Annotated in this window: 12 protein-coding genes; 7 read left to right on the plus strand and 5 right to left on the minus strand. The window is 59.8% G+C overall.

From position 1 onward, the window contains the following. Positions 1-58 precede the first annotated feature (58 nt). Together BM399_RS16030 and BM399_RS16035 are read left to right on the plus strand one after the other, a co-directional pair. Positions 59-2101, plus strand: coding sequence for a thioredoxin domain-containing protein (locus tag BM399_RS16030; protein ID WP_092868746.1), 2043 nt, complete (start codon positions 59-61; stop codon positions 2099-2101). 93 nt (positions 2102-2194) lie between these two features. Continuing rightward, the gene (locus BM399_RS16035; protein ID WP_092869149.1) at positions 2195-3163 is read left to right on the plus strand and encodes a sterol desaturase family protein; all 969 of its coding nucleotides are present in this window, start codon (positions 2195-2197) and stop codon (positions 3161-3163) included. A gap of 77 nt (positions 3164-3240) precedes the next feature. Here the strand turns inward: BM399_RS16035 and rho are convergent, their stop codons facing one another. The 3 genes from rho to hemE all read right to left on the minus strand — a co-directional run bounded on the left by rho (position 3241) and on the right by hemE (position 6310). Further along, positions 3241-4506 carry a transcription termination factor Rho gene (gene rho, locus BM399_RS16040; protein WP_092868747.1) on the minus strand — a complete coding sequence of 422 codons (1266 nt, stop codon included), beginning with the start codon at positions 4504-4506 and terminating at the stop codon, positions 3241-3243. Positions 4507-4708: 202 nt separating this feature from the next. Beyond that, positions 4709-5251: a protoporphyrinogen oxidase HemJ gene (gene hemJ, locus BM399_RS16045; RefSeq protein ID WP_092868748.1), complete on the minus strand. Its 543-nt coding sequence runs from the start codon at positions 5249-5251 to the stop codon at positions 4709-4711. Between the two features lie 3 nt (positions 5252-5254). Further along, positions 5255-6310 carry a uroporphyrinogen decarboxylase gene (hemE, locus tag BM399_RS16050; protein ID WP_177228190.1) on the minus strand — a complete coding sequence of 352 codons (1056 nt, stop codon included), beginning with the start codon at positions 6308-6310 and terminating at the stop codon, positions 5255-5257. A 451-nt stretch (positions 6311-6761) separates the two neighbouring features. Here hemE and BM399_RS16055 point away from each other — a divergent pair, with 451 nt between their 5' ends. The 5 genes from BM399_RS16055 to dnaQ are packed head-to-tail and all read left to right on the plus strand — an operon-like array spanning position 6762 to position 10426. After that, positions 6762-7613 (plus strand): pyruvate, water dikinase regulatory protein, encoded by an 852-nt coding sequence (locus tag BM399_RS16055; RefSeq protein WP_092868749.1) that lies wholly within the window; start codon positions 6762-6764, stop codon positions 7611-7613. Then, positions 7606-8217 carry a Maf family protein gene (locus tag BM399_RS16060; protein WP_092868750.1) on the plus strand — a complete coding sequence of 204 codons (612 nt, stop codon included), beginning with the start codon at positions 7606-7608 and terminating at the stop codon, positions 8215-8217. The genes BM399_RS16055 and BM399_RS16060 overlap by 8 nt, the downstream gene beginning before the upstream one ends. After that, positions 8214-9044 carry a shikimate dehydrogenase gene (locus tag BM399_RS16065; RefSeq protein WP_092868751.1) on the plus strand — a complete coding sequence of 277 codons (831 nt, stop codon included), beginning with the start codon at positions 8214-8216 and terminating at the stop codon, positions 9042-9044. The genes BM399_RS16060 and BM399_RS16065 overlap by 4 nt, the downstream gene beginning before the upstream one ends. After that, positions 9044-9658, plus strand: coding sequence for a dephospho-CoA kinase (coaE, locus tag BM399_RS16070; RefSeq protein WP_092868752.1), 615 nt, complete (start codon positions 9044-9046; stop codon positions 9656-9658). The genes BM399_RS16065 and coaE overlap by 1 nt, the downstream gene beginning before the upstream one ends. 51 nt (positions 9659-9709) lie before the next feature. After that, positions 9710-10426 (plus strand): DNA polymerase III subunit epsilon, encoded by a 717-nt coding sequence (gene dnaQ, locus BM399_RS16075; RefSeq protein WP_092868753.1) that lies wholly within the window; start codon positions 9710-9712, stop codon positions 10424-10426. A 49-nt stretch (positions 10427-10475) separates the two neighbouring features. Here dnaQ and secB read toward each other — a convergent pair whose 3' ends face one another. Together secB and BM399_RS16085 are read right to left on the minus strand one after the other, a co-directional pair. Next, entirely contained in the window at positions 10476-10982 is a 507-nt protein-coding gene (gene secB / locus BM399_RS16080) for a protein-export chaperone SecB (protein WP_092868754.1), read from the minus strand. A 139-nt stretch (positions 10983-11121) separates the two neighbouring features. Then, the gene (locus BM399_RS16085; protein WP_092868755.1) at positions 11122-11652 is read right to left on the minus strand and encodes an FxsA family protein; all 531 of its coding nucleotides are present in this window, start codon (positions 11650-11652) and stop codon (positions 11122-11124) included. Between the last annotated feature and the right edge of the window lie 95 nt (positions 11653-11747).

An 11747-nucleotide genomic window follows, 5' to 3' on the forward strand; every position in this document is an offset into this window, starting at 1 on the left:
CGTAGACGCCGTCGGGTGCAACTCGATCACGAAAACCCTCCTAACGCCACTGAGTGCAATGAGCGAAAACCGGCTGAAGTACGAGACGAGCCCTTATCTCCTGCAGCACAAAGACAATCCCGTGCATTGGTGGGCGTGGGGTCCCGAAGCGCTTGCCGAAGCGAAGCGGACGGGGAAACCCATTCTGCTCTCCGTCGGGTACGCTGCATGCCACTGGTGCCATGTGATGGCGCACGAAAGTTTCGAGGATGCAGCGACGGCGGAGGTGATGAACAGCCTCTTCATCAACATCAAGGTCGATCGCGAGGAACGTCCCGACATCGATGCGATCTACATGGGCGCGCTGCATCGGCTCGGCGAGCAGGGTGGATGGCCGCTGACGATGTTCCTCGACAGCGAGGCAAAACCCTTCTGGGGCGGCACGTACTTTCCACGTGAATCACGCTACGGGCGTCCGGCGTTCGTGACCGTTCTTCTTCGTATCGCGGAGGCCTATCAGAACCAGCCCGATAACGTGCGCAAGAATACCGAGGCGCTTCTCGCTTCGTTGAAGGACGATGCCGTCACGCAGTCTCGCGGGAATGTGCCAGGTCCCGACGTTCGCGATCTCGTTCAGCGCATCGCGCGTGCGGTCGATCGTGAACATGGCGGTCTCTCGGGCGCGCCGAAGTTTCCGCAATGGAACATCTTCTGGCTGCTGTGGCGTGGAGCCATTCGGTTCAACGAGCAGACTGCGAAAGATGCTGTCGTCACGACGCTTCGTCATATCTGCCAGGGCGGGATCTACGATCATCTCGGCGGAGGCTTCGCGCGCTATTCCGTCGATGAGCGCTGGCTCGTGCCGCACTTTGAAAAGATGCTCTACGACAATGCGCTGCTGATCGATCTCATGACGGAGGTTTGGCGCGAGACGCAGGAGCCGCTGTTTGCGACCCGCATCGCCGAGACCGTCGCGTGGCTCGAACGCGAGATGATCGGTGAAGCCGGCGGGTTCGCGGCTTCGCTCGATGCCGACAGCGAAGGCGAAGAAGGCAAGTTCTACGTCTGGAGCGCGGCAGAAATCGTGGAGATCCTCGGCGCAGAGGATGCGGAATTCTTCGGACGCATTTACGGCGTGACGCCCAACGGCAATTTCGAAGGGCACACAATTCTCAATCGTCTCGACTCGCTCGCCTTGCTTTCGGATGCGGAAGAAGAGCGACTGCTTGAGATGCGTGCGAGGCTTCTGTCGCGTCGCGCGCTGCGCATCCGTCCCGGCTGGGACGACAAGATCCTCGCCGACTGGAACGGGCTGATGATCGCTGCGTTGTCGCGCGCTGCAGTCGTGTTCGAAAATCCGGAATGGCTTGCTCTCGCCGAACGCGCTTTCACGTGTATCACGACGAAGCTCTCAGCCGGCGGCGATCGTCTTTTCCATTCCTATCGTGACGGTCTCGCGAAGGCACCGGCGACTGCATCCGATTATGCGAACATGACCTGGGCCGCGCTTCGCTTGTTCGGCGCGACGCAATCGGAAACCTATCTCGCTCAGGCGCAGCGCTGGGCTGAGGTTCTCGATCGGCATTACTGGGATGGCGAGGGCGGCGGCTATTTCACGGCGGCCGACGACACGACCGATGTCGTCGTGCGCCTCAAAACGGCGATGGACGATGCAGTTCCGAGCGCCAACGCGATCCAGCTTTCCAATTTGATCGTGCTCAACGCTCTGACTGGCGAGAGCCGATACGATGACCGGGCGCGGGAACTCACACGTGCCTTTGCGGGCGCGGAGGCTCGGTCGCCAACCGGGCACTGCGGTCTTATCGCCGCGGAACTCGATTTGGATCGTCTGGTTCAGGTTGCAGTCATCGGCGCCGGCGATGATCGTCTCGCGACGGTTTTGCGCCATATTTCGTTGCCCGGTGACGTCGAGTTCATTGCCGCAACGGCTGCGCCGTTAAACAGTCAATCGGCTCTCGGCGATAAGTCCAGCATCGGAGGTAGATCAACGGCTTATGTGTGCACGGGTCCGACCTGCAGCGCGCCTTTGCACGAGCCTGACGAATTCCTCGAACGGCTCAGGGCAGCGCGTGGCGAAACGAGAGATGCAACTTTTCGATGACTCTCTTTACCGCGTTGAAACGTCTCAGAGTTCAAACGCTTGGCTGAAGCAGCCCGGGAGCGATATAGAGGCTGTGTGGAAAGGCCGCGCCGCATGAAATATCTCCGTGAAGTCGTTCGATACGGATACGCCCCCTTCATGATGTTCGGGCTGACCGCGGCCGCCTACTGGGTTGTCAGCGAGCTCGTCGTCGCGCGGGGCAACAGCTGGGCCTATCTCTGGCTTTTACCGCTGCTCGCAATCGCCTATGCAACTTCATTCGCGGCCGAGAAGATCGCCCCGTTTTTCGATGAGTGGAACGAACACTCCGAACACGGCGACATGGCCGCCAATACCGCGCACATCGCGGCGTATGAATTGTCGGCGATGAATGGCGTCTTCCTGATCCCGGTCATCTGCTGGCTTTTCCCGTTCCAGGGTATCTGGCCGACAGAGTGGCCGATGTGGACGCAGGTGCTGATGGCGTTCCTCGTCGCCGACTTCGCGTTCATGATGATGCATTACCTCAGCCATCGGTATGCGCCGCTCTGGAGGCTGCATGCGGTCCATCACGGTGTCGGCCGGCTTTATGGCTACAACGGCGTCATCCGCCATCCCATCCATCAGGTCATCGATATGGTCGTCGGCAACATGCCGCTCGTGATCATCGGCATGCCGGTTCCGGTCGCGGTGGTGCTGGGCTTCCTGATCTCGGTGACGCTGATCGTGCAGCACTCGAATGTCGATGCGCGGCTCGGTCCGCTGCAGGGACATCTGTCGATTGGCCGTCTCCATCACATGCATCACGTGAACTGGGGCACCGAAGGCGACTGCAATTTCGGCCTGCTTCTGACGATCTGGGATAAGATGCTCGGCACGTTCAACGACAAGCCGAAGCGCGAGATCACGTCCAAGGATATGGGCATCGACGAGCTGCCGAATTTCCCGAAGGGCTACGTCGAGCAGCTGCTGCTGCCGTTCTACTACGAGCCCGGCAAGGGTGAGCCCGAGCGCTATAAGAAGCTCGCCGCCAAGACCCCGGCGCAGGAAGCGCGCGAGCAGATCGTTCACGCGGCGGAGTAGGACTCCGCATTCCTTCAGCAATAAAAAAGGCCGCTCGATTGGGCGGCCTTTTTCACGTGAATCTTTTTTTTTCGCGGCTACGTGTTCATCGACTGGAAGAACTCGCCGTTGGTCTTGGTGGACCGGAGCTTGTCGATCAGGAACTCGATGCCATCCATCGTACCCATCGGGTTGAGGATACGGCGGAGGACGTAGACCTTCTTGAGCTGATCCTTTGGCACGAGCAGGTCTTCTTTGCGCGTACCCGAGCGCGATACGTCGATCGCGGGGAAGACGCGCTTGTCGGAGACCTTGCGGTCCAGGATGATTTCCGAGTTGCCGGTACCTTTGAACTCTTCGAAGATGACCTCGTCCATGCGCGAACCGGTATCGATCAGCGCGGTGGCGATGATGGTCAGCGAGCCGCCCTCTTCGATGTTACGGGCTGCACCGAAGAAGCGCTTCGGCCGTTGCAGGGCGTTACTGTCGACGCCGCCGGTCAGAACCTTGCCGGAGGACGGAACGACGGTGTTGTAGGCACGACCCAGGCGCGTGATCGAGTCGAGCAGGATGACGACATCCCTCTTATGCTCAACAAGACGTTTAGCCTTCTCGATGACCATTTCCGACACTTGGACGTGGCGCGACGGCGGTTCGTCGAACGTCGAGGAGATGACCTCGCCTTTGACGTTGCGCTGCATATCGGTGACTTCTTCCGGCCGCTCATCGATGAGCAGAACGATCAGGTAGCATTCCGGATGGTTGGCCGTGATTGAATGGGCGATGTTCTGGAGAAGAACGGTCTTGCCGGTGCGGGGCGGCGCCACGATCAGGGCGCGCTGGCCTTTGCCGAGCGGCGAGACGATGTCGATCACGCGGGACGACAGGTCTTTGATGGTCGGGTCTTCGATTTCGAGCTTCAGCCACTGCGTGGGATAGAGCGGCGTCAGGTTATCGAAGTGGCTCTTATGTTTGGTCTTCTCGGGGTCTTCGAAGTTGATGTTCGAGACCTTGAGGAGGGCGAAGTAGCGTTCGCCGTCCTTGGGCGATCGGATCTGGCCTTCGACCGTATCGCCGGTGCGGAGGGCGAAACGGCGGATCTGCGAGGGTGAGACATAGATGTCGTCGGGACCGGGCAGATAATTCGCGTCGGGCGACCTTAAAAAGCCGAAGCCGTCCTGGAGGACTTCAACCACACCGGTCGCAGTAATTTCGGTTTCCTGGGTCGCGAGCTGCTTCAGCGTCGCGAACATCAATTCCTGCTTACGCAGGGTCGAGGCGTTTTCGACACCGGCCTCTTCGGCGAAGGTGACGAGCTCGGCGGGGGATTTCCGCTTCAAATCCTCGAGCTTCATTTGCTTCATTGAAAAAGAACTCCACGGAGCGCCGCATTTGAGCGGAATCGGGTGGTGAGGTGGGATGAATGAGCCTGGCATGACGGCGACGAGGCGGGCGCCTCGTCATGGACCGGCGGGCGTTGACGCATCAAAACGTCGAAACGTGCCGTCTGCCAAAATCCTATGAGGACTGATTTTTCATAGCAGATCGGCGCGGTTCTGGAAAGTCTCAAAATGGCTTTACAATCACAAGGATGACAATGCCGATCATCAGCACCGCCGGGACCTCATTGATAATCCGCCAGTGACGCGCGGGTTTCGTGTTGCGATCTTCACGAAAGGCGCGAGCGGACGCCGAAAGATAGCCATGCAACCCGGAGAGGATGAGGACCAGCGTAATTTTGGCGTGCAACCAAGGTGCTGACCAGAAGTGGCCCGTGGTCGCGAGCCATAGGCCGAGCACCCAGGCGATTATCATCGACGGCGTCGCGATGATGTTGAGAAGCCGGCCCTCCATCACCTTGAAGCTTTCGGACTGCGGGGAGCCGACAGGCGCCTCGGCGTGATAGACGAAAAGCCGCGGCAGATAGAGCATGGCCGCCATCCAGGCGATGATGGCGATGACGTGGAAGGATTTGATCCAGAGATAGGCGTCGGCCGGGAAGATGACGACGAAAGCCGTGGCCAGAAGAATGGTCACCACCAGCGCAATCGCGGCGCGGCGCGCTGGGGAGCCTGCCGAAGGCGAGACGGTGGAGGGAGCGTCTGACATGCTTCAGTTTCCCTTTTCGCGGACCCTTTGAACAAGCCGGGCGACGTTCTCGGGCGGCGTTTCCGGTACGATGCCGTGTCCGAGGTTGAATACGAATGGCAGGCCAGCCATCGCCTCGCAGATTGCACCGGCGCGGGCGTCGAGCGCGTCGCCGCCGGCGACGAGAAGCAGGGGATCGAGATTGCCCTGGACGACTTTGCCTGTTTTCGCGATTGCCTGCATCACGCTCAGTGGGCAGGCCGTATCGCAGCTGACGCCATCGACATTGGTTCCGTCGATGTATTTCTGAAGGCTTGCTGCGGCTCCGCGCGGGAAGCCTATGATCGGGACTTTCGGGTGACGCCGCCGGATCTCGGTTACAATACGCGCCGTCGGAGCAATGACCCAGCGCTCGAATTCGTCGTCGGCGAGACTACCAGCCCAGCTGTCGAAAATCTGCAGAGCGTTGGCGCCGGCTTCCACCTGGTTGGAAAGGTACACAATCGAGGCTTCGGTCAGCAGATCGATGAGCTGTGAGAAGCCCTGCCGGTCGCGATAAGCCCAGCTTCGCGCTGCGGCCTGGTCGGTCGATCCGCGGCCTTCCGCCATGTACGTCGCAACGGTCCAAGGTGCCCCACAAAATCCAATCAAAGCCGTCTCGCGCGGCAGCTCTCGGGCGAGCAGCGCGACCGTCTCGCAAACTTTTGCGAACTTGTAGTGGGTGTTCGATAAGGTGAGTCGGCGCAGATCATCAACCGACTTTATCGGCTCGAGGCGGGGACCTTCGCCTTCGGCAAATCGGACGTTTTGGCCAAGTGCGTCGGGAACGACGAGGATGTCGGAAAACAGGATTGCGGCGTCGAAGCCGTAGCGCCGGATCGGCTGCAGCGTCACTTCGGCAGCGAGCTTCGGCGAGTAGCACAGGTCGAGGAAGGTCCCGGCTTCGGACCTGATTTTGCGGTATTCCGGCAGATAGCGGCCGGCTTGGCGCATCAGCCAGACGGGAGGTGGTTGAACGGCCTTGCCCGAAAACGGGGTCAGGAAGCGCTTCAGGGGCTGGTTGGCATTCGGGTCGTGCAACGTCGTTCTTCCCTTCACTTCAAATCAGATAAGTTTTCTTGAAGCTTATTTTTTAGACTCTTAGGGCAGCGAGGATCGGGGATGACGAAATCGTCCACATGCTGTCCACAAGGTTTCAGTCAGTCAGATCGTGTAGCACGAGCGATAGGGCTTGTGGGGCGCCTAGCGCAATAGGGCGATAAGGCGTCCATTAATCAATGACTTGCGAACGACCTGCAACGGCAACCCAGAAGGGTTGTTTGTTGAAAACCGCAGGACTGAGGCTGGAGAGGCCCGTTGTCCCTTGGGATGGCCATTTGTCGAACAACATCTTTCCCTTTTGCCCGGATGTGGGTATCGCCGTGGGTGAGCCGATGGTTGTTCTCTCAACCCGAAAGGCGCCCACCGGGTCCGGGGATAACGTCGGGGTTTTGAACAGGCTGCCGCCCGTCAGTCGCAAGAGATCGATGTCATGACGTTGCCGAGCCTGTTTCATATGCACCTCGTTTCCGATGCGACCGGTGAAACGCTGGCGGCGATCGCGAAAGCGGCGATCGTGCAGTATCAGAACATTCGGGCGATCGAACACGTTCACCCATTGGTGCGGACCCAACGGCAATTGAAGCGCGTGCTTGCCGACATCGAGGCCGAGCCCGGCATCGTTCTTTATACCGTCGTCAACAATGCGCTTGCGGTCGAGCTCGAGCAGCATTGCCAGCGATTGAAGATTCCTTGTCTCGCGGTCTTGAGGCCGATCATGCAAGTTTTCGAGAGCTATCTCGGCGCGCCGCAAACGCCGACGGTTGCAGGACAGCATGTTCTCGATGCCGATTACTTCCGGCGCATCGATGCGATGAATTTCACGATGGCGCACGACGACGGCCGGCTGCCGGACAATCTCAGCGATGCGGACATCATATTGCTCGGCATTTCGCGGACGTCGAAAACTCCGACAAGCCTCTATCTCGCGCAGCGCGGCTACAAGACGACCAACCTGCCGCTCGTCCCGCAGGTGTCGCTGCCGGAGCAACTGTTCCGGCAGCACTCGGCATTTGTGGTGTGTTTGATTGCAAATGTGGATCGAATTGCAGACGTGCGTCGCAATCGCGCGATCCTCATGGCCGACCGGGACCTCGAAACGTATGTCGATCGTGATACGATATCGGCCGAAATCGCCTATACGCGGAAGATCGCCGCTCAGTACGGTTGGCCGATCATCGACGTGACGCGACGGTCCATCGAAGAATCTGCAACGATGATCCTGAAGCTCTTGAACGACCGGAAGGCCGGATCGAAACCGGACACGGACCCGGTCAATGTCTGACGTGACCCAGTTGATCCTCGCTTCGGCCAGCGTTGCGCGCCGGGCATTGCTCGAAGCAGCGGGCCTCGAATTCGAGGTCATTCCCGCGGACATCGACGAGACGGCCATTCGAGACGCTATTTTGGAAAAGACATCGGGCGCGGAAGCGGCAGATGTTGCGAGCGTGTTGGCGGCGGAAAAAGCGCGGGTCGTTTCCGTCGAACATCCAGATGCTCTCGTCATTGGCGCCGATCAGGTGCTGGCGCTGGGCCCCAAGATTTTTTCAAAGGCCGGGAGTGTTAGCGAGGCACGCGAACATCTCGTCATGCTGCGCGGGCGCACACACGATCTCGTTTCCGCGGTTGCGCTGGCTCGAAACGGCGTCGTCCACTGGCAAGCGACATCGACGGCTGCGATGACCATGCGGAATTATTCCGATGAATTTCTCGGCGCCTATCTGAAGCGCGCGGGAGATCGCGTTCTCGGCAGTGTCGGCTGCTATGAATTGGAAGGTTTGGGCGTGCAACTCTTCGAACAAATCGAGGGCGATTATTTCACGATTCTCGGCATTCCGCTGTTGGCGCTTCTCGCGCGTCTTCGCGAAGAACAGATGATCACAGCATGAAGCGAGCCTGTGTCATCGGGTGGCCGATCGCGCACTCGCGCTCGCCGCTCATTCATCAGTATTGGCTGCGCAAGTACGGGATCGAGGGCACGTATACGAAAGAGCCGGTTCGCGCCGAGGAGCTGCCGCAGTTTCTCGCGTCATTGAAGAATCGCGGATTTGCAGGCTGCAATGTGACCGTGCCGCATAAGGAAGCGGCGTTTGCGGCTGCCAAGATTCAAGCTCCTGCGGCCATTGCGGTTGGTGCCGCGAACACGCTCTGGTTCGAGGGCGAGGCGCTGGCGTGCACCAATACCGACACCTATGGCTTCATGGCCAATCTCGATCAGTCTGCGCCGCATTGGAAGCAGTCGCCGGGCTCCATCATGATCCTCGGTGCGGGAGGATCAGCGCGGGCGGTGATCCATGGATTTCTGGAAGCCGGCCGCGACGACATTCGCGTTTACAACCGGACAGTCGAGCGGGCGCAGGAGATAGCGCGTCACTTCGGCGCGCGTGTTTCCGCTTGGCCTTGGGACGTCCGGAATGATCATATCACGGACGTTTCCGTCATCGTTAACACGACGACGCTTGGCATGAACGGCGCGGGGGATACGGGCATCGATTTTTCTCGGGCACCCAACACTGCAGTTGTCGCGGATCTCGTTTACGTCCCGTTGGAGACCGGATTGTTAAGTTCCGCTCGCACATATGGGCTCGTTGGCGTGGACGGCCTCGGGATGTTGCTACACCAGGCCGTTCCCGGGTTCGAGAAGTGGTTCGGAGTTCGCCCGGAGGTGACGCCCGAACTTTACAGGCTTGTTGCAGAAAATATTCGAGAGGCGTGATGCTTGTCGTTGGATTGACGGGTTCGATTGGCATGGGCAAATCGACCGCAGCGGCACGGTTCCGTGCGCGCGGAATTAGCGTTTTCGATGCGGACGCAGAGGTGCACCGGCTCTACGCGGGCCCGCTGAGCGAGGAGATCGAGCGGGCTTTTCCGGGATCGGTTGCTGGTGGCGTTGTCGATCGCGGCAAGCTCGCAGCGCAGCTCGTCGCCGACCCTCATCGCTTCAAGGATCTCGAAGCGATCGTGCATCCTCGCGTTCATGAGGCGGAGCGCCGCTTCCTGCAAGACGAGAAGACGCACGGCGCAGCGATGGCAGTTCTGGAAATTCCGCTCTTCTTCGAGGGTGGGCGCGACGAGCATGTCGATGCCATCGTCGTCGTTACGGCATCGCCCGAGCTGCAGCGCGAGCGTGTGCTGGCGCGTGCAGGGATGACGGACGCCAGGTTCGAGGCGGTGGTTGCGCGGCAGCTTCCAGAGGCCGAAAAACAATCGCGCGCCGATTTCATTGTGGACACCAACGGACCGGTCGAAAACTGCAACAGCCAAATCGACCGCATCATCACTAAGCTACTCCCCCTGAGCGCCACGGCTTACGACAAGTATTGGCGATAGCTCTTGGCGCTCGACGGCGCCCGACGACGCCTCCTGGGGGAAACGGACTAAATGCGCGAAATCGTACTCGATACCGAAACGACCGGCCTCGATCCGAAGAAGGGTCATCGCCTCATCGAAGTCGGCGGCATCGAAATAATCAATCGCATTCCGACGGGCCGAGAGTTCCATCGCTTCATCAATCCGCAACGCGATGTGCCGCGGGAAGCACAAGAGATCCACGGGATCGCGACGGAATTCCTGTACGATAAGCCGTTGTTCCGCGATGTCGTGCGCGAGTTCCTGGCGTTCGTCGGTGACGATGTTCTCGTCATTCACAACGCTCAGTTCGACATCATGTTCTTGAACTACGAGCTGGGCCTCGTCGGCGAAAAGGCTCTGAGCTTCGATCGCGTGGTAGATACGCTCGCGATTGCGCGGCGACGGCATCCTGCAGGCCCGAATACGCTCGACGCGCTTTGCAAACGGTATTCGATCGACAATTCGCAGCGCACGAAGCACGGCGCGCTCGTCGACAGTTTGCTTTTGGCGGAAGTGTACGTCGAGCTGCTCGGCGAGCGGCAAGCGACGTTCGGTTTGCAGTCGTCGAGCGCTAACGCGTCGGGCAACCAGCGCGGCGGCGCACGGCGTGCGGCCGCAGCCGTTCGGTCGCAGCCGCTACCGTCCCGGATTGGAGAGGCGGAGGCCGATGCTCATCGTTCGTTCGTCGAGAAGATGAAAACGCCAGCGCTCTGGCTGCGTTTCTGGGATGAAACGCCAGCTTCGTAGACTCAGAGAAAAGCCTGAGATCGATCTCAGGCTCAGATCGCATTCGGGTTCAGGCGTTGGCCCGGCCCGATCCCTGGCTTCGCTGCTGCTGGCGGCGCCTGTAAAGGTCGCCGAAGTCGATCGGATCGAGAAGCAGCGGCGGGAATCCGCCTTCGCGCGTTACGTCGGCGACCAGGCGGCGGAGGAACGGGAAGATCATCGCGGGGCCGGAGATCAGAAGAAACGGCTCCAGCGCGCCTTCCGGCATGCTTTCGATCTTCAACAGGCCCGCGTAGACCGTCTCAAGCACATAGATCGTACCGATGTTGTTCGTGGCGGTGGCTTTGAACTCGATCGACGTTTCGAAGAGATCATCTTCCATTTTCTGAGCGCCGACGTTGACCTCAACCTTGAGGGTCGGCTGGTCGCCCGCAGACGCAATCAGCTTGGCGACGTTCGGATTTTCGAACGACAGATCCTTGATGTATTGATTGACGATCTTGGCCTGGATGGCCACTTGGCCTTCGGGCTTTTGCGCGGCGGCAGCGCCGTTGCCATTGTTTCCCTGTTCGGCCATCGTGCCCTCTTCAATCTATCCATGGATCGAGAAATTCGGAGCGCGGTCGCTAGCACGCCGCGACGGGTCGCGCAACGGAGAGCGCATCAGCCGCGTTACGCGCGTTCAACGTTCCGAACGTCTCAGTTTCGCGATCGTCTCAGTTTCTGGAACGTCTGGGCTGAACGGCTTTGCCCTGATGCAGCGGGCGTTCGCTCACGCGCTCATATTCGCCCTCGATGACGACACCCTCATCGCCAGCCGGATTTTCTTCGGTGCCGGCGCGGAAGGTTTCACGGCTGACTTCGGCCTGGTAGTGGAACAGCGTGACGAGCTTCAAGAGCCCCGTCCGGATGACGAGGTGGCGGACTTGAGGGATGAGCAGGCACAGACCGAGCAGATCCGAGATCACGCCAGGAAAGATCAGGAGAAGGCCGGCGAGGACCTGCAAAAATCCATCGAAGAGCGGGGGGAAGCCTTCCCGTTCCGTGCCCAATCGCGATAACGCACGCTCGAAGACGGAAAGGCCGACCCGGCGAATGACGTACGTTCCGAGGACGGCGGTGCCGAGTACGATTACAGCGAGCCACCAGATGCCGATCGCCTGCCCAAGGCGGATCAGCAACCCGATTTCCAGCAGCGGCAGGGCTGCGAACGCCAGGATCAGGGCAATTTTGAACGGTTGAGACATAAGCGCTCGCAAAACTATTGCGGCACCTTAGCGCGGATGGGCGTCAGCGGCCATCGACCATCAGGAAGCAGGGCCCCATGTTCAACGATATTCAC

Source organism: Hyphomicrobium facile (assembly GCF_900116175.1).
Lineage (GTDB): Bacteria > Pseudomonadota > Alphaproteobacteria > Rhizobiales > Hyphomicrobiaceae > Hyphomicrobium_B > Hyphomicrobium_B facile.

Excerpts from the sequence above, each read along its gene's own strand:
- BM399_RS16030 (WP_092868746.1), top strand. The coding sequence starts at position 59 with ATGAGCGAAAACCGGCTGAAGTACGAGACGAGCCCTTATCTCCTGCAG.
- BM399_RS16035 (WP_092869149.1), top strand. The coding sequence starts at position 2,195 with ATGAAATATCTCCGTGAAGTCGTTCGATACGGATACGCCCCCTTCATG.
- rho (WP_092868747.1), bottom strand. The coding sequence starts at position 4,506 with ATGAAGCAAATGAAGCTCGAGGATTTGAAGCGGAAATCCCCCGCCGAG.
- hemJ (WP_092868748.1), bottom strand. The coding sequence starts at position 5,251 with ATGTCAGACGCTCCCTCCACCGTCTCGCCTTCGGCAGGCTCCCCAGCG.
- BM399_RS16055 (WP_092868749.1), top strand. The coding sequence starts at position 6,762 with ATGACGTTGCCGAGCCTGTTTCATATGCACCTCGTTTCCGATGCGACC.
- BM399_RS16060 (WP_092868750.1), top strand. The coding sequence starts at position 7,606 with ATGTCTGACGTGACCCAGTTGATCCTCGCTTCGGCCAGCGTTGCGCGC.
- BM399_RS16065 (WP_092868751.1), top strand. The coding sequence starts at position 8,214 with ATGAAGCGAGCCTGTGTCATCGGGTGGCCGATCGCGCACTCGCGCTCG.
- coaE (WP_092868752.1), top strand. The coding sequence starts at position 9,044 with ATGCTTGTCGTTGGATTGACGGGTTCGATTGGCATGGGCAAATCGACC.
- dnaQ (WP_092868753.1), top strand. The coding sequence starts at position 9,710 with ATGCGCGAAATCGTACTCGATACCGAAACGACCGGCCTCGATCCGAAG.
- secB (WP_092868754.1), bottom strand. The coding sequence starts at position 10,982 with ATGGCCGAACAGGGAAACAATGGCAACGGCGCTGCCGCCGCGCAAAAG.
- BM399_RS16085 (WP_092868755.1), bottom strand. The coding sequence starts at position 11,652 with ATGTCTCAACCGTTCAAAATTGCCCTGATCCTGGCGTTCGCAGCCCTG.